General features: G+C 40.5%; 21 protein-coding genes. 12 read left to right on the top strand and 9 right to left on the bottom strand.

Features of this window, described 5'->3' with window-relative positions:
• The first annotated feature begins 123 nt into the window (after positions 1-123).
• The 3 genes from CRI9333_RS14965 (at position 124) to CRI9333_RS14955 (ending at position 2,048) form a co-directional block, all read left to right on the top strand.
• Complete coding sequence (locus CRI9333_RS14965) at positions 124-1,185, top strand: ABC transporter permease (RefSeq protein WP_015204005.1); 1,062 nt, start codon at positions 124-126, stop codon at positions 1,183-1,185.
• A 50-nt stretch (positions 1,186-1,235) separates the two neighbouring features.
• Positions 1,236-1,523, top strand: a complete 288-nt coding sequence (locus tag CRI9333_RS14960) for a hypothetical protein (protein ID WP_015204004.1) — start codon at positions 1,236-1,238, stop codon at positions 1,521-1,523.
• A 174-nt stretch (positions 1,524-1,697) separates the two neighbouring features.
• Positions 1,698-2,048 (top strand): hypothetical protein, encoded by a 351-nt coding sequence (locus CRI9333_RS14955; RefSeq protein WP_015204003.1) that lies wholly within the window; start codon positions 1,698-1,700, stop codon positions 2,046-2,048.
• A 71-nt stretch (positions 2,049-2,119) separates the two neighbouring features.
• Here the strand turns inward: CRI9333_RS14955 and CRI9333_RS14950 are convergent, their stop codons facing one another.
• Positions 2,120-3,319: a TPM domain-containing protein gene (locus tag CRI9333_RS14950; protein ID WP_015204002.1), complete on the bottom strand. Its 1,200-nt coding sequence runs from the start codon at positions 3,317-3,319 to the stop codon at positions 2,120-2,122.
• A gap of 104 nt (positions 3,320-3,423) precedes the next feature.
• Positions 3,424-4,707 carry a TPM domain-containing protein gene (locus CRI9333_RS14945; RefSeq protein WP_015204001.1) on the bottom strand — a complete coding sequence of 428 codons (1,284 nt, stop codon included), beginning with the start codon at positions 4,705-4,707 and terminating at the stop codon, positions 3,424-3,426.
• A gap of 353 nt (positions 4,708-5,060) precedes the next feature.
• On the opposite strand from CRI9333_RS14945, the gene CRI9333_RS14940 reads away from it, so the two are divergent.
• From CRI9333_RS14940 to CRI9333_RS14930, 3 genes are all read left to right on the top strand, one after another.
• On the top strand, positions 5,061-5,807 hold the full coding sequence (locus tag CRI9333_RS14940; RefSeq protein ID WP_015204000.1) for a LemA family protein: 747 nt from the start codon (positions 5,061-5,063) through the stop codon (positions 5,805-5,807).
• Between the two features lie 200 nt (positions 5,808-6,007).
• Positions 6,008-7,315, top strand: coding sequence for a homoserine dehydrogenase (locus CRI9333_RS14935; protein ID WP_015203999.1), 1,308 nt, complete (start codon positions 6,008-6,010; stop codon positions 7,313-7,315).
• 207 nt (positions 7,316-7,522) lie between these two features.
• A complete protein-coding gene (locus CRI9333_RS14930) occupies positions 7,523-8,107 on the top strand; it encodes a hypothetical protein (protein WP_015203998.1) in 585 nt (194 codons plus the stop codon).
• Positions 8,108-8,570: 463 nt separating this feature from the next.
• Here the strand turns inward: CRI9333_RS14930 and glgA are convergent, their stop codons facing one another.
• The 3 genes from glgA to CRI9333_RS14915 form a co-directional block, all read right to left on the bottom strand.
• Positions 8,571-9,998, bottom strand: a complete 1,428-nt coding sequence (gene glgA / locus CRI9333_RS14925; protein WP_015203997.1) for a glycogen synthase GlgA — start codon at positions 9,996-9,998, stop codon at positions 8,571-8,573.
• Between the two features lie 171 nt (positions 9,999-10,169).
• On the bottom strand, positions 10,170-11,174 hold the full coding sequence (hemC, locus tag CRI9333_RS14920; RefSeq protein ID WP_015203996.1) for a hydroxymethylbilane synthase: 1,005 nt from the start codon (positions 11,172-11,174) through the stop codon (positions 10,170-10,172).
• 154 nt (positions 11,175-11,328) lie between these two features.
• The gene (locus CRI9333_RS14915) at positions 11,329-11,751 is read right to left on the bottom strand and encodes a lysozyme inhibitor LprI family protein (RefSeq protein WP_041226069.1); all 423 of its coding nucleotides are present in this window, start codon (positions 11,749-11,751) and stop codon (positions 11,329-11,331) included.
• A 150-nt stretch (positions 11,752-11,901) separates the two neighbouring features.
• Here CRI9333_RS14915 and CRI9333_RS14910 point away from each other — a divergent pair, with 150 nt between their 5' ends.
• Positions 11,902-12,516 (top strand): hypothetical protein, encoded by a 615-nt coding sequence (locus CRI9333_RS14910; RefSeq protein ID WP_015203994.1) that lies wholly within the window; start codon positions 11,902-11,904, stop codon positions 12,514-12,516.
• Positions 12,517-12,570: 54 nt separating this feature from the next.
• On the opposite strand, the gene CRI9333_RS14905 is transcribed toward CRI9333_RS14910, so the two are convergent.
• Entirely contained in the window at positions 12,571-13,149 is a 579-nt protein-coding gene (locus CRI9333_RS14905) for a response regulator (protein WP_015203993.1), read from the bottom strand.
• Positions 13,150-13,372: 223 nt separating this feature from the next.
• Here CRI9333_RS14905 and CRI9333_RS14900 point away from each other — a divergent pair, with 223 nt between their 5' ends.
• The 3 genes from CRI9333_RS14900 to CRI9333_RS26795 all read left to right on the top strand — a co-directional run bounded on the left by CRI9333_RS14900 (position 13,373) and on the right by CRI9333_RS26795 (position 15,760).
• Positions 13,373-14,494: an alpha-hydroxy acid oxidase gene (locus tag CRI9333_RS14900; protein ID WP_015203992.1), complete on the top strand. Its 1,122-nt coding sequence runs from the start codon at positions 13,373-13,375 to the stop codon at positions 14,492-14,494.
• A 115-nt stretch (positions 14,495-14,609) separates the two neighbouring features.
• Positions 14,610-15,428, top strand: a complete 819-nt coding sequence (locus CRI9333_RS14895) for a pentapeptide repeat-containing protein (RefSeq protein WP_015203991.1) — start codon at positions 14,610-14,612, stop codon at positions 15,426-15,428.
• A 179-nt stretch (positions 15,429-15,607) separates the two neighbouring features.
• Positions 15,608-15,760, top strand: a complete 153-nt coding sequence (locus CRI9333_RS26795; protein WP_015203990.1) for a hypothetical protein — start codon at positions 15,608-15,610, stop codon at positions 15,758-15,760.
• Between the two features lie 89 nt (positions 15,761-15,849).
• Here the strand turns inward: CRI9333_RS26795 and galE are convergent, their stop codons facing one another.
• On the bottom strand, positions 15,850-16,839 hold the full coding sequence (galE, locus tag CRI9333_RS14890; RefSeq protein WP_015203989.1) for a UDP-glucose 4-epimerase GalE: 990 nt from the start codon (positions 16,837-16,839) through the stop codon (positions 15,850-15,852).
• 39 nt (positions 16,840-16,878) lie between these two features.
• Positions 16,879-17,085 (bottom strand): hypothetical protein, encoded by a 207-nt coding sequence (locus tag CRI9333_RS14885; protein WP_041226704.1) that lies wholly within the window; start codon positions 17,083-17,085, stop codon positions 16,879-16,881.
• 163 nt (positions 17,086-17,248) lie between these two features.
• Here CRI9333_RS14885 and gloB point away from each other — a divergent pair, with 163 nt between their 5' ends.
• On the top strand, positions 17,249-18,022 hold the full coding sequence (gene gloB / locus CRI9333_RS14880) for a hydroxyacylglutathione hydrolase (RefSeq protein ID WP_015203987.1): 774 nt from the start codon (positions 17,249-17,251) through the stop codon (positions 18,020-18,022).
• Between the two features lie 59 nt (positions 18,023-18,081).
• On the opposite strand, the gene CRI9333_RS26790 is transcribed toward gloB, so the two are convergent.
• Positions 18,082-18,246 (bottom strand): hypothetical protein, encoded by a 165-nt coding sequence (locus CRI9333_RS26790; protein WP_157462330.1) that lies wholly within the window; start codon positions 18,244-18,246, stop codon positions 18,082-18,084.
• A gap of 240 nt (positions 18,247-18,486) precedes the next feature.
• On the opposite strand from CRI9333_RS26790, the gene rplI reads away from it, so the two are divergent.
• Positions 18,487-18,945: a 50S ribosomal protein L9 gene (gene rplI, locus CRI9333_RS14875; RefSeq protein ID WP_015203986.1), complete on the top strand. Its 459-nt coding sequence runs from the start codon at positions 18,487-18,489 to the stop codon at positions 18,943-18,945.
• The last annotated feature ends 21 nt before the right edge of the window (positions 18,946-18,966 follow it).

Here is an 18,966-nt window from a genome sequence, read left to right as displayed (position 1 = left end):
AAAACTTGTGGTTAACCAGTAACCTCTGAATCAATTAACAATTATCAATTAACAATTATCAATTAAATTGACAATTGACTTATCGCCAGCATTGATATAAGTTTATTTCTTCCGGTGCTACTTATGGCTTCTACTAAAGATTTTTCCAGGGTTGATGTCGCAGATAAAATTACTAATTGGCTACAAGGATTGTTTACTAATGAAACTTTTCTTTATGTAGTCAAGCGGTTGTTGCAGGCGCTGTTAACGATACTTCTAGCATCGGCGTTGAGTTTTGCAATTATTCAACTAGCTCCAGGTAATTATCTCGATACTTTGAGGCAAAACCCCAAAATTTCACCTGAAAGAATTAAGGAATTGACGATTCAATTTGGGTTGGATAAGCCAGCATTTGAGCAATATTGGCGTTGGCTGGTGCGGGTAGTTACTCAAGCTGATTTTGGCACAAGTTTTGTTTATTTCCGACCTGTGGCTTCTTTATTATGGGAGAGAATACCAGCTACTTTACTGTTGGCGATCGCATCTATTATTTTTACTTGGGGTATTGCTATTCCTTTGGGTATTATTGGCGCTGTTAACCAAAATCGTATGGCTGACCGAGTATTGCGTGTAATTAGTTACATCGGTCAAGGTTTTCCGAGTTTTATTACTGCTTTAGTTTTGTTAATCTTTGCCCAATTTACTTCGCCTTTGTTTCCTGTTGGTGGTATGACCAGCATCAACTATGCTGATTTATCTCCTTTAGGTAAGGTGTTAGATATCGGCTGGCACATGATTCTACCGACAGTCGCTCTAAGTATTACTAGCTTTGCTGGGTTACAGCGAATTACTAGAGGTGAATTGTTAGACGTACTACGTCAGGACTACATTCAAACGGCGCGTGCGAAAGGACTACCAGAAAATCGGGTAATTTATGTTCACGCTTTGCGTAATGCAATTAACCCTCTAGTGACGTTACTTGGTTTTGAGTTTGCCAGCTTACTCAGTGGTGCTTTTATTGCGGAATTTTTCTTTAATTGGCCTGGTTTGGGACGTTTAATTTTGCAAGCTGTAACTGCTCAAGACCTTTATTTAGTAATGGCTAGTTTGATGATGGGTGCTGTGATGCTAATTTTGGGCAACTTGTTAGCAGATTTACTGCTCAAAGCTGTTGATCCTCGCATTCGTCTGGAAGATCTGAAATAACAATGACCGATGACCAATGACCAATGACCAATGACCGATGACCAAAAACCATGTTATCCGAAGTTTACTATTTGTTGCGATCGCGAGTTGATGGTAAGTATTTAGTCGCTAAACCTAATCCTAATCAAGTTGAGTCTACTTATCTATTGATGTTTCGTGAAGATTTTGATGCCCTCAGTTATCTAAATACTCATGGTGCTGATGTAGCGGACCGCTTTGCTGTAGAGTCTATTACTGGAAACCAGCTAAAAAGTCTGCTTCAAAGGTGGGGTTTCAAAGGCGTTGGGATTGTTAAAGACCCCTTAACCCCAAAGGTTGAGTTCTTATCGGGCATTTAATCTGAATTATTGACATGAATGGCTCTTTACAAAGCTCTAAGTAAATCTGTCTCGCTATAGATGCCGAAATCTTCCAAATTTGAGCAAATAAAGAAGGTGCTTCAAAAGTTCGCTGTTTTGTAACGGATTAGCGGCTCTGAATAACCCACTACAAAAAATAAGGAGAAACTGTTTATGAAATCTATCCGTTTGAATTTATCTGCTTTAATACGCCCATTGCGTGTAGTTGTAGCTGCTTGTGTTTGTGCTTTCCTATTGTTTACTGCTGCTGCGCCTGCTTACAGCGCTAATGCAAGTCATCCTAGAAGTGGAGAAACTAACTTGTTGGATATCGAGCGGAAATCCCAAGAAGCTGTATTGGAAAATCCCTATAACCTCCAAGAAACACAACAAGAAGCTAGCAAGGGTCTGAATGAAATTCAAGGCGACTCTGATATTGATAAGATGAAACGCCCAGAAAATTCTCAAGGTAAGTCAGTCGAAGAAAAAATCGAAAAAGCACTAGAAAAGGTTACAGGTAAATAACACCAGAATTCTAGATTCTGTTGTGTCTATAAGAGGCGAATGAGGCAGGCAAAGAAGTCTGCCTAATTTTTTTACCAACTGCCACCACTACCACCGCCACCGCTACTACCTCCACCAAAATCGCTACCGCTACTGCCAGTGCTACCGCTATTATCACCACTAAAATTACTGCTGGAACTACTATCGCTACTGTAACTACTGCTGGAACTGCTGGTAGACTGGACTATACACGGGATTATTTCTTCTTGCCATGACTCATAACCACAGCAATGGCAATAATTGTAAATCTGCCGTCTGCCTTCACTATATTTTGTAGGGTATTGCAACACTTGTTTTATGCGTTCTGCTGTGAGTTCTTCACAGGTAAAGCAAGTTGTATACGAGGAATTGAGAATATAGGTGCGAATATGAATGCCTGTTCCGGTTAGCTGTGGGCGACAATGGGAACATTGCCAAGCTTCAAATGTAATGCTTCCCAACTGTTGCGCTACTTGTTCTGGTTTGCTGAGATAAGGTTGAACGGCTGTTTGATCGAGTTTTTCCATCGGATTTTTGCATTGTTGGCAATACATTGGGCTAGAGCCACTTCCAGAGCCATATTTGCGCGATTTTCCTTCTGGAGAAATAAATCTGCGACGATTTTTGAGATAAACGCCTGTTCCTACTGCTAAGGCTAGTCCCCCACCCAACCCGTATAACCAAGGTAAACCAGAATTGTTGGCTGGTTGCTCGGCAATGACATTAGCAATTTGCTCGTTATTCAAATTCTCAACTAATGCTTTTGTGCCAGCGAGTGCGCCACCATTATAGTCACCTTGCTTAAAGTGTGGTGTAATTTCTTTGCTGATAATATTGCCAACTTTAGCATCTGGTAAAATGGCTTCAATGCCATATCCCGTTTCAATTTCTACTCGTCGCTCTCCTTTAGAAATTAACAGCAGTACGCCATTATCTTCGCCTTTTTTACCAATACCCCAACGATTAAATAGCGCAGTAGCAAACTGCTTCGGTGTTGCTGATGGCTTAGTATCTGGTACTGTTACTACAGCAATTTCAGTGCCAGTTTGCTCTTCGAGTTCTGAAACTAACTGATTAATTTTTGATTCTGTGGGCTGACTAAGAATATTTCCCATATCTGTTACCCAGCCGCTATTTACTTTGCGAGGGTTGGGTACTGCTTCCACATTTACACCCAAACTAGGAAGTGCAAAACTACTTACGGCTAGACTTAAAAACCCCGCATAAACATTTTTTTTGTAAATAAATGCCATAGTTTGCATAAACCTTTGTACTGAGACTAGCTGTTTATGACTTCAATTTTCAACACAGCGTTTACAGAAAATCACAACCTAATTTTTTTGTAATTAACTATGAATTACCAACCGCCGCCAGCACCGCCACCGCCGCTACTACCACCACCAAAACTACCGCCACCACCGCTACTACCACCATTAAAACCACCACTGCCACTAAAGCTGCCACCGCTATAGTTAGTAATGAAACTACCACTATTCCCGCCACCATTATGAGGTGGAGGAGATGGGGGTCTAGGGGGAATTCTCTCTTCTATTTCTGCGTGGTAGGAACAATTGTGACAGTGTTTAATCGCTAATTGTTTGCCTGATTTATATCTAGTTGGTTTTTCTAAAATTTTATGCTTTTGTTCTATGGTAAATTCCTGACATTGAGGGCATTTGCTACCCTCGCCCCAGCAATAAGAACGTAGATGTATTCTTAGTTGTGGCTGTTGTTGAGAACAATTAGGACATTGCCAACCTACAAATTTAAGATTACCGAGCTTTGCTGCTAATTGCTCTTTTTCAGTAAGATATGGCTCAAGTTTGCCCTCAACAATTTTTTTTAATAAAGTTTTACAATTGGCACAGGAAACTGGAAGCGATCGCATAATTGCTTCATCATAATAGCGTTTGCCTTCTACGTGCGATCGCCCTACTGGTGCTAGCAAAACTTTGTGCTTAGATCTGGCATAAGCTACTGCTGCTACTACTCCTCCGCCAGCTATTCCACCTAGTAGATAAATTAGCCAATGAACGCCTGCAATAGTATCTGTTTGAATAGTTATTATTTGGGAATTACCTTGAGGATGATTAGCTATATTTTTAGTTGAAATATCCCCCTTTAAAGCTACTACTATTGCTTGCGTACCAACAAGTGTGCCACCATCAAAATCACGTTGCTTAAAACGTGGGGTAATGTCTCGTGCAATAATATTACCAACTTTTGCATCTGGTAAAATGGCTTCAACGCCGTATCCAGTTTCAATTTCTACTCGTCGCTCTCCTTTAGAAATTAACAGTAGTACGCCGTTATCTTTGCCTTTTTTACCAATACCCCAGCGATTAAACAAGCTTGTAGCAAACTGCTTAGGTGTAGCTGATGGCTTAGTATCTAGTACTGTTACAACAGCAATTTCAGTGCCATTTTTAGCTTCTAATTCTGAAATTAGCTGATTAATTTTTGATTCAGTGGGCTGACTAAGAATATTTGCCATATCTGTTACCCAACCACTATTGACTTTGCGGGGGTTGGGTACTGCTTCCACATTTACAGCCAAACTAGCTATTGGGAAGCTGATCGCAGCTAATGTCAACAAGCTAGTAGTAACAGTTTTTCTAGAAATAAATGCTACAGATAGCATAAATATATCTACTAGGGAGAACTGAGCAAATTTAGCTAACCTGAAGTTAAGCAATTTTCGTTTTACCCAATAGCTAGAGCTAGAGGTACGATTTGGTTTTTAAAGGTTAGCTATGTATGAATTCAATTTTCCACAAGGATTTTCCAGAAAATTAAAAACTAAATTTTTGCTTAAGGAGACTGGTGGCTGGTAATCGTAGATTAGAAAAACTCCTTCACTTTTATTTAGGTCTAATTACTTAAATTTTCTATTGCTTAAAATCCCAGAATGAGTATTGATGACTCTTTCTTCCGATATTAGAGAAGTAGCTAGTGAATTATATATATACTCTATTTAGTTAGCTAGACAAGATTATGAGGGATTTAGACACTCGTATTTCCCAAGAAATGACACCGGAAGTGTTTGCCGTTGCTTCCCGCCTTTATGCTGAAAAAAGTCAAGAATATTCTCTACAGGAATTAATGGAGGCAGGTGCAGAGGCACAGATTCCACCTGAGTTTATTCAGCAAGCGTATCAAGAAATTCAAATAAAACGGCAACAAGCGCAAGAACGACGTAAAAAATTAATAATTATTTTAGCTAGTGTGGGTGTTGTAGTGGGCGGATGGGGCATTTGGACTTATAATTCTCTTGCTAGTGCTGCTCAAAAGGTAGATTCAGCTTGGGCGCAGGTAGAAAACCAATTTCAACGTCGTGCTGATTTAATTCCTAATTTGGTAAGAGTAACTGAAGCTTCTGCGAAACAGGAACGTGATTTAGCTGCTTTATTGACGCGATCGCGCACTTCATATTTACAAGCAGATACACCAGGGGAAAAGGCGGTAGCAAGTACTCAAGTTTCTCAAGCTATTAACCAATTCCAAAACTACGTGGCTAACAATCCCCAGCTACAATCTTCTCAGGCATATATTAATCTACAATATGAGTTGGCTGGAACTGAAAATCGGATTGCTGTAGAGAGAATGCGTTATAACCAAGCAATTCAAGCTTATAATCAAAAGGTTAAAGTGTTTCCCAACTCTGTTGTAGCTAAGATTTTGGGATTTGAGTCTAAGCCTTTGTTTAAAGCGGAGATAAAGGAAGTACCCAGAATAAATTAGTTTAAAAATAATATTTCAAACTAATTGGTTTTTTCGTTTTCTGTACTTGTAAAGTTTGTTAATAAATCTTAAATAAAAATTGTAATTGTTTCCTAACTCACTCATAGGTAGCCTTGCTGGATGTCACCGAAAGGCTTGACTGAAAGCAGAAACAACATAAACGCCTAAAATCAATTAAGAGAAACTATAATGGTCGGGTTGTGGCTTTTAAAATCGGTTTACTAGGATTAGGTACAGTTGGCGCAGGTACAGCGCAGATATTGCTGGATAGGGCAAGTCGTCATCCACTGTTGCAAGAAATAGAGATTCACTCCATAGGAGTGCGATCGCTCTCTAAATCTCGACCTGTACAATTAGCAGATGAGTTGTTGACGACAGACTTAGAAGCAATTGTTAACGATCCCGCAGTTGATATTGTCGTAGAGGTGCTGGGTGGCTTAGAACCTGCGCGATCGCTAATACTCAAAGCTATTGCTAATGGTAAGCACGTAGTAACTGCTAACAAGGCTGTCATTGCCCGCTACGGGGATGAAATTTATACGGCTGCTAATTCTGCGGGTGTTTATGTGATGCTGGAAGCAGCAGTTGGTGGTGGTATTCCCATCATTCAACCTTTGAAGCAATATTTGGGTGTTAACCGCATTCATGCTGTGACTGGTATTGTTAACGGCACTACTAATTACATCCTGACGCGGATGCAAACCGAGAAGGGAGAATTTGGTGATATTCTGGCAGATGCTCAGAAGCTTGGTTATGCTGAGGCTGATCCGACAGCAGATGTTGATGGTTTGGATGCTGGGGATAAAATAGCGATTTTGGCTTCTTTAGCTTTTGGCGGAAGAATTAAGCTGCAAGAAGTCTATTGCGAAGGTATTCGCAAAGTAAGTGCAGCAGATATTGCTTATGCAGATAAGTTAGGATTTGTGATTAAATTGTTGGCGATTGCTAAATTACAGCAACCAGCAACAGATAATAGTCCAGAAGCGTTAGAAGTGAGAGTTAACCCCACATTTGTACCCAAAACTCATCCGCTTGCCAGTATTAATGGTGTTTACAATGCGATTTTAGTAGAAGGGGAACCGCTAGGACAAGTAATGTTTTTTGGTCCTGGCGCTGGCGCGGGGGCTACTGCTAGTGCAGTCGTGGCGGATATTATGAATATTGCTGCTGTACTTAAGAGCAATAATAATGCGACAACGCTACACCCACTATTAAGTTGTTCTCATCAACATTATTGTGCGATCGCGCCAATAGAGGATGTAGTAACTAGATTTTATGCTCGTTTCCTGACCAAAGATCGTCCTGGTGTTATTGGTAAATTAGGCACTTGTTTTGGAAATCACAACGTTAGCTTAGAATCCATTGTGCAGATTGGCTTTCAAGATAGTCTAGCTGAAATTGTTGTTGTAACCCATGATGTACGTGAAGGCAACTTTAGAAAAGCTTTAGATGAGATTCGCAGCTTAGATGCTATAGATAGCATTCCTAGCATCCTGCGAGTACTTTAAAACTTCAGCTAATCAGTAAAGATTAACTTTGCTGATTTAAATTACTTTTAGATGCAAAACGTTGTCTGTAGTGCGGGCATCTTGCCCGCGTCTTGTTTGGCGTAAATCCTAATATAGCCAAGTAGCTAAAACTCTTCAAAAAGCTAGAGGTATTACTCTCAAAAATTAAGACAAAATTGGACAAGATTCTGTGTGGAGGCAAATTTTATGCCTGATGAGCGTATTGGTAATACTACAGAGCATCATCCACTATATACGTCAGGTGGCACTGTAACTACAGATCCTCCTTTACGAAGTTCAGAGGATATAGAATTACAAAGTCTTGCTAGACTACCCTATTCTATGCGGCGGGCTTACGCTTGGTTAGGTCTATTAACTGGGTTATCTGTCGTTTCACTCGGCTTACTGGCAGGATTTACAATTTCTTTAAGGCAAGAGAACAAACAATTACAACAACAACTTGCAAGTCTCAACGCTTATAAAGCGCAAATTGATCAAGTTAATACTTTAGAAACTAGAATCACTACTTTAGAAGCTCAATCTGCTGGAATTAATCAAAATATAGGTGTAATTAGACAACAAGTTCCTAAAGACTTACCAACTCAACTTAAGAATATTCAAGGCAACATTGCTTCGATGCAAAGCAACCTTCAAAGAGTTGAGTCTAATACAGTAACTCGTCAACAGATGGAGCAACGTATACAGCAAGCATTGCAAACTTTAAATAATCCGACGACTCCTTCAGTGAGAGTTATTCCAACAACGCCTAAGCCTCCAAGTGTAAAAAGGTGAGTTAAGCTGTTGTATTTCTAAATTTCATGTTTTAGGGGAAAGGACGGAGAGGAAGAAGGTTGAGCAACTTTTATCTAACTTAAAAATATACAAGTTAAATGCGTGTTAGCTTAATACAGTTTCACTTTAATAGTTACTTCCTTCCCACTAAAAGATTACCGATTATATTCTTCTTTTTCCTTGGCGTTCTTTGCGCCTAAAACGCTGGCGCGTTTCGCTTCGCTAAGGCGGTTTTTAAAATAGGTATTCTTTAGGTGGGAAGGGAGTAATACAAATACAGCAGATTTTAAGTTAGTGAAGTAGAAATCACCCTACCCCCCAGCCCCGCCCATTATTAAGGAATGGGGTAATTTTTTATTTTATCTTTATGTAATAAAGAGCAGGGATATTATTAACTTTTAGGCTTTTTTCCCTGCCCGCAGACATTGAGAATTCAACCAGTAGAAAACTTAAGTGCTGACTATTATTTCGCTACGGGAGCTAATTCTGGTTGTGGTGGGGGGAGAGTTGGTTCTTCGGTAATGCCATAGATGGAGTTGTACAACTTAACATACTCTTTAGCAGATTTCTCCCAACCAAAGTCCATCTGCATACCGCGTTGTTGTAACTCTTGCCATCTATCTTTGTAACGGAAGCCTTCCCAAGCTCGTACCATACAAGTATAAAGATCTAGAGGTTCGTAACGGTCGAAAGAGTAGCCAGTACCAGCATGATTCATGGGGTCATGGTGGGAGACTGTATCAACTAAACCACCTGTACGACGCACAATTGGTACACAGCCGTAACGCATAGCTAACATTTGGCTAATACCGCAAGGCTCAAAGCGGCTGGGCATCAGGAAGGCATCTGATCCGGCGTAGATGCGGCGAGAAAGGGCATCGTTATAGAGTAAATAGGTGGCGACGCGACCAGGGTAGCGGGAGGCTAGTTGCCACAATTGGGTTTCGTAGAAGCGATCGCCTGTTCCCAAGATCACAATCTGAGCATCGGTGTACGCCAAGTAGCGTTCTAAAATTTGTAGAACTAAATCAATTCCTTTTTGTTCTACTAACCTACTTACAAGACCAATTAAAAAGGCATTGGCGTTAACTTCTAAACCTACTTCTTCTTGCAGAGCAATTTTATTAGCGCGACGCTTATCTAACGTATCGGCAGTAAAAGTCTGAGCAATGTATTTATCATCGGCTGGGTTATATAGTTCTGTATCAATACCGTTAACGATACCGGATAACTTGCCACTGATGAAAGATAACAAACCTTCTAGAGTTTCCCCATAAGTAGGTGTTTGAATCTGCTGGGCATAAGTGGGAGAAACAGTATTAACTCGGTTAGCAAACTGCACAGCAGCAGCCATTGTGTTGTGACCTTGCATATACCAAGGACACCAAGTAATTTTATCTAAATACCAACGCCAAGGACCTTGGTAAGCTAAGTTGTGAATCGTGAAGACGCTAGTAATATCTGGGTCTTGGTTCATCCACACTGGCAACATCCCAGTATGCCAGTCGTGGCAGTGGACAATTTCTGGCTTCCAGTAGTTCCAGCAAAACTCGGCTGCGCCGTTGGCAAATAAAGTGAAGCGCCATTCTTCATCTTCCCCACCATAAACCCGACGATTGGAAAACGCCGGATGACCAAATAAGTATAGGGGGACATCTGTTCCAGGTAGCACACTTTCATGTACGGTAAAATCCTGAAACATGGCATAACCCCGCCAACTTGGGTCTTTGGGAATGTCCATTTTGTCGGGCAAGAAGCCGTAATAAGGCATGAAAATCCGTACATCATGCCCCATGCGTCTTAAAAATTTGGGTAATGCCCCAACGACATCCCCCATACCGCCAACTTTAGCTATTGGCGCTGCCTCTGCTGCAACAAATAGAATCCGCATATTTAGTGGGTGCGCTTCGTTTAATGATTGTTAAATCATACCGAGCATTGATAGCAATTAGCGATTAGCTGTCAGCAATTAGCTATCAGCTATTTAATAAAATGCTAATTAGCAGAATAGATTAAGAGTTATTTAAAAAAGTAGGGGCAAACGGCCGTTTGCCCCTACCATCTATTCTTGTTCTTGCAAAACTTCTTTCAATCCACCTGAGCGATTAACTTGAATGAAAATCTCCTCTAGGATTTCTTTTGCGCCTTGTTGACGTAGGCGTTGGGCGAGTTCAATGCCTAACTGTTCTGCATCAGCAGTAGCACCAGTAATCGTATCTTTGATTACGCGCTGACCATCAAGGCTGGCAACTAAACCAGTTAAGGTGAGGGTATCACCTTCTATGCTGGTGTTAACGCCTATGGGTACTTGGCAACCTCCTTCGAGTTCGCGCAAGAAGGCACGTTCAGCATAGCAACGTTGGGCTGTGGGAGTGTGTTCTAATACTTTTTTGAGTATTTCTAGAACTTCGGTATCGTCGGTGCGACATTCGATGCCTAAAGCGCCTTGTCCGACGGCGTGAAGGGAGACTTCAGGGGGGATAATTTGATGAACGCGATCGCTCATTCCTAGTCGATTTAAACCTGCAACTGCCAATATAATTGCATCGTATTCACCCGCGTCTAATTTGGCTAGTCGGGTATTTAAATTACCCCGCACATCTTTAAATGCTAGGTGAGGGAAGTGGTGACGTAGTTGAGCAAGTCTGCGTAGGGAAGATGTACCTACTACTGCGCCTGCTGGCAGGGTTTCAAGTTGCTTGTCTTTGTGCTTTTCGTGGACTACGAGAGCATCTGCGGGATTTTCTCTTTCTGTCACGCACCCTAAAATTAAACCTTCGGGTAATCTAGTGGGTAAATCTTTGAGAGAATGCACAGCTAAGTCTGTGTCGTTATCGAGCATTCCCTGTTCGAGTTCTTTGGTGAATAATCCTTTATCCCCAATTTTGGCTAGGGGAACATCGAGGATTTTGTCCCCTTGAGTACTCATGGTGTGGACTTCAAAGGTACGATCTGGGAAGTGTTTCTGGAGTTGTTCTTGTACCCAATAAGTCTGAACTAAAGCGAGTTGGCTTTTACGAGAACCGATGCGAATTGTACGAGCAGGACTGGAAACTATGGATGACATAGAGCGATCGCGTGAAAAGTTGCGAATAGGGTCACTCGATCTAGACTACCGCAGGCGAGGGATATAATCAGCCTTTAAGGGGTTGATAGTTTTCTCTTTTTGAAAAGATATAAAGATTTTTTACCGCAGATCAACACAGATGTTTGTCGCCGCTTTAAAAAGCTTCTTTCAAATATTGCTCTAGTTGTGCTGTACGCTGTTTAGTCAATTCTGCAAGACAACCACTGTAAATCATTGGAGCCATAGATCCTCCCTCGACTTGGCTTTCTTCAAAAGTACAGCTAAGATCTCTAAATTTAATCCATGCTTGTTGTGCAGCAATTAATTTTTGGCGTTGGGAGCCGGAATACTTAGGTAGTAGCTTTTGATAAGCTTGGTTAAGTTTTTTATCATTTTTTTGGTAACGCAACTCTTCACAAATATTCATTTCTACTTGCGTTTGAGGGTTTTTACAGTTAGGTTGTTGAGCAATTTTAGTTTCTGCTACACCTGGCGTAGTGCCTGCCAATATTGCTGCGGTAGTGCTTAAACTGATGGAAGTTGTTATACCTATTATTGCTGTTAATAATTTACGCATAAATAATTTGTTTGTGGTTCGTAAAACTAACATAGCAGAAATGCCGAAGTACAACGTTATAGACTGGTATTAGGTTGCGCGATCGCACACCAGATTTAACAATAATTTTTGTTAATAACTATTTAACAATTCGCTCTTAGAAACATCAAGATGAATTACGAACGCCTTCAAGTTGCAATAGATTTGTTACAAAATGCTGCTAACCGTATGCAATATTTAATCGAAACCAGTCCGCCTGATGAAGCGAGTAATCAGACGGTTTATCAATCTAAAGAAATTTTGCAGCAAGCTTTAGCTGAAATGTTAGCCGCGATCAATCCTCCTGAACTTACACATATTCCCCCAGAGTTACTAGATAAAGCAAATGCTTTGGGAATTCCCCTAACTGATATCGAAGTTAGGGTAGCTATTTCTACTCATCATCCTAGCCAGTTTGCAGGTGTTTTGGCAGAAATAGAAAATCGCGCCGAGCAAATTAGAAGAAAACGGGAATATTTACTATACAGGATTTCTGATATGCCTGTGGAAAAGTTAGGTTCAAGACTTCCAATTGTTTCTGCTGTTGATTTTAACTGGTCTGAAGAAGTTACTCCCGTAGAAGTACGGGAGGCGATCAAAGCTAAATACCAGATTGATAAATTAATTCAAAAACGCTCTTTATCCCGTTTATCTCTATTTGAAAAAATTAAGGAAGCTAATCTCGCTTGGCAACAATCTCAATCTGCTGAAACATTTTTGGAATCAGAGAAAAATGAACTTCTTTAACATTTTTTATGTTTGTAAATTTAACCAGCCATTTTTAATTTATCACTATTAACATTATTTAATTTTTTGCTTAACAAATGCCATTATTTGAGCCATTTGTTTTTTAACGGCTTCTATCTCTGCTTGCATTTTAGCATTTCTTTCAACTAAAGCCTTCACTTGTAATTTTAATTGTTGGATATCATCTGAACCAGCAACAGATTTATCCGCAACATTAGCTGCAACTTTTACACCATTATTTGCTTGTGCCTGTCGGGTTTTGGCTTTTGCCATTGCCGATTTCATTGCTACTATTAATGCTTTCTGATCAAATGGTTTTTCAATAAATTCAAATAATTGAATTAGTTGGGGAATTTTCGCTGTCACCTCGTCTTTACGACCAGACATTACTACTAAAGGAATTGCCAGTAGTTCTTTATGAGCTTGCATTTTTTCTATGACTTCCCAACCATTCATCTTAGGCATAAAAAAGTCTAATAAAATGAGGTTGGGACGCTCTTTACGCATTAACTCCAGTCCTTCTACGCCGTCTTGTGCTTCTATAACGTCAAATGAACCTTTCGGTAACATTTCTTTAACTTGCATCCGAATGGTTTTACCGTCATCAACAATCAGTACTTTTTGACTTGCCATAGGTAACTGCACTCCTGTATGATAAGTAGCTTAAATTTATTTAAGTTCAAGCTCAATTTATATGATATAAATTTTTGTGAATCTTAACATATTATTTAAAGATATGTAATTTAAAAAAAATAATAAATTAAACCTAAGAAATAAAGTAAATCAACTCAAAGTACTAACTAAGAGCAAGTCTGTTGATTTTATTTAAAAAATGGGGAGCGAGTAAAATTCAAAAATGAGTATCCCTGATAAATTGATTAATCTTTTTGAGTATGAAGGGCTAGCTAGCCAGCAGCTATCGAGTATGGCACTAGATTACTATGCTAGCGGTGCGTGGGATGAGATTACGCTGCGAGATAACCGAGAAGCGTTTGAGCGGTGGAAACTCCGTCCCAAGATGTTAGTAGATGTCAGCAAACGTAATTTAAGCACTACTATTCTAGGTTCTTCTATTGATTTACCAATACTAATTGCGCCAATGGCTTTCCATTGTCTGGCGACTCCAGAAGGGGAATTAGCTACGGCAAGGGCGGCGGCTAAGTTGGGAACTGTGATGGTGTTGAGTACACTATCAACTAAGAGTATAGAAGAAGTAGCGATCGCTTCAGGTCAGTCGAAATTAGCAGCAGATTCTACAAGGAGAAATCCTTTGTGGTTTCAGCTATATGTACATCGCGATCGCGATCTGACAAAATCATTAGTAGAACGCGCTTATGCCGCAGGTTTCCAAGCACTATGTCTAACTGTTGATGCTCCCATGTTAGGGCGACGCGAGCGAGATCAGCGTAACCAATTTGTGCTTCCACCGGGGATGGAATTAGCTAATTTAAAGAATTTGGCAGATTTAGAAATTAGTCACAAACCAGATGAATCAGGTTTATTTCACTATTTTTCAGAACAACTTGACCCAGCTATAACTTGGAAAGATTTAGAGTGGCTGCAATCTCTTTCCCCACTACCATTAATAGTTAAAGGCATTTTACGGGGTGATGATGCAATTCGTGCTGTGGAACATGGAGCTAAGGCAATAATTGTATCAAATCATGGGGGGAGACAATTAGATGGTGCGATCGCTTCGATTGATGCTTTGAGTGAAATAGTTGCTGCTGTAGGAAATCAAGCTGAAGTTCTCGTAGACGGTGGCATTCGGCGTGGTACTGATGTTCTTAAAGCCTTAGCTTTAGGCGCAAAAGCTGTGCTTTTAGGTCGCCCTATATTGTGGGGGTTAGCTATAGGAGGAGAAGCAGGGGCGCAGCACGTTTTAGAATTGTTGCGTGATGAGCTTGATTTAGCAATGGCATTGAGTGGTTGTAGCAATTTACAAGATATTGACCCTAGTTTAGTAGTCAAGCTGTAATCAGAATAATTGCTAAGGACAAGCGATCGCTTTGCTTAAACCCAATAAAATAAAACTAACATTGTAAAGTTAGCCAGAAGCCAATAGCCAATGGTCAATTGACCATCATCATAATATGAGTAATCTGCGCGACACTAGATCACCTGCTTTACCCAACATCCTCACCAATGTTTGTCGGGGTGCAATAGCCACAGCCACACTGTTAGCTACAATTCCTTTGTTACCTGCAACTGCTGAAAACCTCGAACATACTAGACAATTGCTATCAACTAAACAATGTCAGCAATGTGATCTGAGGAGTGCAGGTTTCGTAATGGCTGACCTCTCCTCTTCTCAACTCCAAGGCGCTGACTTGACTCGTGCTAATCTATCTAGAGCTAATCTTGCTGGTGCTGATCTAACTGGTGCTAATCTTAGCGGTACATCTTTATATGGTGCTAACTTAACTGGTGCTAACTTAACTGGTGCTAACTTAACTGGCACAGATTTGAGAGATGCTTACTTGCTCAATGCTAACTTGTCTAATACCAGCCTAAGTTCTGCATACGTTGAAGGCGCAACAGGTATTCCTCAAAATGCTGGTAAACCCGAAGACTTTTATAGATGGGCATTGACAGAAGCTCAGGGGGGAAACTATCAGGCAGCCATTGAGTATTATAATCAGGCACTTACTATGAATCCTGAGTTTGCTCCTGCTTACTTGGGTCGGGGGCTAGTGCTTTACCGATTTGGAAACGAGGCTGCGGCAACTCAAGATGCTAAAATCGCCAGTCAAATGTTTTCTACTCAAAAAAATGCTACGGGTTATCAAGCATCACAAAACTTTCTCAAGGGAATGGAATTAGCACGTCAACCAGCTAAAAAAGGCGGTGGTTCCAATTTCTTGAACTTCCTGGGCAGCCTTGGTTCACTCTTAGTTCAGTTTCTCTTTTGATAGCATAATTAATTAAAAATTTGAAATTGTCTTAATAATTTGTGATAAAAGTCACATTGCTATACAATTCTTATCACTTAGCTTTAAGGTGATATATCACATATTTATTGAGTTAGCACTACCATAATAGATATATCCCTAGATAGATGTGAGAAAATTTTAGCTTGAAGGAGTGTGGGATGCTGGAAAAAATCATAATTGCAATTACCCTGACCTTCTCGCTCAATCTTTTTTTGGGAGTCAAGCTGGACTCGAAAACACCTACTTCTTTAGCAGAAAATTTGCAAGTAACCACAATTGAGACTGTAAATTTGCTACTCGCTCAAAAGTAGTCAGATCAAATCCGGTTGCATTGGAATTACATATTTTTTTTAACCTCAATTCTGCCGATTTTATAGCTGTTGGATGTGTAAAAACTAAGTTAAGCATGGCGATTTTGATGCCATTCCCAAGCATGGGAAAGGATATCTTTAAGATCGCAATATTGAGGTTGCCAACCAAGAATTGTTCTAGCTTTGTCACTACTACCAACTAAAATAGGCGGATCTCCAGGACGGCGATCGCACTTTTGCACTTTTATCTCCTTTCCTGTGACTTCCTTCGCTGTCTCAATTACTTCTTGCACAGAAAATCCATTACCATTGCCTAAATTAAATACTGTTGAATCCTTACCCTGCAACAAATATTCCAACCCTAAAACATGGGCATTTGCTAGATCAGTAACGTGAATATAGTCTCTAATACAAGTACCATCTGAGGTGTCATAATCTGTCCCGAAAATTGACACTGACTCGCGTTTACCCAAGGCAGTCTGTAGCACTAATGGTATTAAGTGAGTTTCTGGGTTGTGATCCTCTCCTAATAACCCATTAGGATCAGCACCTGCGGCGTTAAAGTATCGGAAACAGACAGATTTAAAATCATAGGCAGTATCAAAATCTGATAGCATCCGTTCTACCATCAACTTACTAGCACCATAGGGATTAATGGGGTTTTGGGGATGATTTTCAGGGATGGGAACTGTTTCGGGGATACCATAAGTGGCACAAGTAGAAGAAAAGACAAATTTCTTGATAGAAGCTGCCATCATCGCATCTAATAGCGTCAGCGTACCGATGACATTGTTGCGGTAGTATTTGCTGGGGTCAGTTACAGATTCACCTACATAGGCATAAGCAGCAAAGTGCATCACAGCACTAATATTATGGTTGGCGAACAGGTTGTCTAGTAAAGTGCGATCGCTAGTATCACCCACAATTAGCTTTACTTCTAAAAGTTCTACTAACTCTCGATGCCCATAAACTAAATTATCTAGCACTACTACGTCGTAACCAGCGCATTTTAGTGCTAATACCGCATGGGAACCAATGTATCCTGCGCCCCCTGTAACTAAAATAGTTTCATTGTTCATTGTTAATTAGTCATAGTTGATTGATAATTGTAAACTTTTTTAATCAACAAACTTAATCTGACCACTTTGGATACTGTCAAAGACACGATTTAGCTGAGGACGTTCTTCGTCAGTAATATGGTTGTCAGAGAGCATAGTAGTAATTAGATGAACATACTCTTGACGGCTCAATTGACCTGACACAAGGATACGTCCGACTATTTTGTGAATATTTAAGCTTGATACACGCTCTCGTGTCGATGCCATAGGCGGTTGGTAGCTTCTATAGTGGGTGCGTTGAGGTTTTTTTCTCACTGGTCTATTTATTATCTTTTCCTTTTTAACCATAAAGGGACAGTTTAAATATAAATTCTGTGAAGATAATCATAAATCTACGTCGTTAGCAAACTTTTTTTGAGGAGATTGAGAGATGCAGGTAACTAGAATTCCAGCACTTTCTGATAACTACATCTTTTTAATCATAGACTCAGAGCAGAAAATTGCTGCTGTTGTTGATCCAGCACAAGCGCAACCAGTTCTGCAACAACTCGAAGAAATTGGCGCTGAATTGGTAGCGATTTTTAATACTCACCATCACAGCGATCATGTCGGGGGTAATCGAGAATTAATTGCCAGATTTCCTAACGTCCGTGTTTATGGAGGAGCAGAGGACAAAGGCAGAATTCCTGGGCAACAGGTGTTTTTACAGGAAGGTTCGCGCGTAGAGTTTGCTGGTAGAACTGGTGAAGTTTTATTTGTACCTGGACATACCCGCGCACATATAGCGTACTACTTTCCGTCTCCAAATGCCGAGCAACCAAGTGATTTATTCTGTGGTGATACTTTATTTGCAGGCGGTTGCGGTCGGTTATTTGAAGGTACACCAGCACAAATGGTGACATCACTTAGCAAAATTCGTAGATTACCGGACAATACGCGAGTTTGGTGCGCCCACGAGTATACTTTAAATAATTTAAAGTTTGCTTTAACAGTAGATAGTAAAAACCCAGACTTACAATCTCGTTTAGAAGAGGTTAAAGAGGCTCGTAGTCGTTCGCAAGCTACAGTACCATCAATATTAGGTGTAGAAAAGCGTACTAATCCCTTCTTACGCTGGGATTATCCAGAATTACAAGCAGCAGTTAATAGTCAAGATCCAGTGCAAACTTTTGGGCGTTTGCGGGGAATGAAGGAGCGATTTTAACAAAACAGAGCAAGCAGGGAGCAGGGGAAGTATTTAGATAATCTTTGTTCTTTACTCATTTATCTCCTATCTCCTCTCTCCTCTCCCCTTGCGATCGCATTTCCAAAGATCGTAATATGAAGAGTTCTATCCTTCAACCGTCTCGATGACTCCCACCACACTGTACTCAGTTGGTGGTGAGATGAATCCGAGACAGGATTTTGGGGTAAAGTAATATCACTCATAAGAACCTCAATTAGTTGTGAAAACCAAGCAACATAACTGGGACAAGTAGTGAAGGCAAAATATCCAAATACCGTAGGGCATACGGGATTTCAAGCTTGTGGAGAGGAAGTAGGACTACTTGGTGCTTGCATCAAAAGCATTTCTCTGTGAAGCAAGAATCTCCAGTGGAGCGCGCAAGCGAGAGCGGGAGAGTGTCAACCTCAACTCAATGCTGCTGGATTTCTACCAGAAAAAAGACTATGGCGAAACGTGTGCAATTAGTTTTAAATCAAGATGTTAGCAAACTAGGGAAAATCGGCGACTTAGTGGAAGTTGCTCCTGGCTATGCTCGTAATTATCTTATCCCTCAAGGAATGGGAGCTAAAGCAACTCCTGGTTTGCTCAAACAAGTGGAACGGCGACGTGAAAAAGAACGGGTGCGCCTATTAGAACTCAAGCAGGTAGCTGAAAAGATTAAAGCCGTTCTAGACCAAGCTGGTAGCTTTAATATCGGTAAGCAAGCTGGTGAAGGCGATGCGATTTTTGGAACCGTCACTGCTCCAGATGTAGCAGCTGCAATTCAAGCATCTACAGGTCAGGAAGTAGATAGACGGGATATTACCATACCTGATATTCATCAGTTGGGTACTTATAAAGTTGAGATCAAACTGCATCCAGAAGTCTCAGCCGTAGTAGAAATTAACGTTATACCAGGTTAATGCCTCAGCTAACTAATTTCC

Origin of the sequence: Crinalium epipsammum PCC 9333, from assembly GCF_000317495.1 — a bacterium.
In the GTDB taxonomy this organism is placed as follows: Bacteria; Cyanobacteriota; Cyanobacteriia; order Cyanobacteriales; family PCC-9333; genus Crinalium; species Crinalium epipsammum.
Note: the sequence above shows the minus strand (reverse complement) of the source record. Positions and strands in the feature narration are given on the sequence as shown.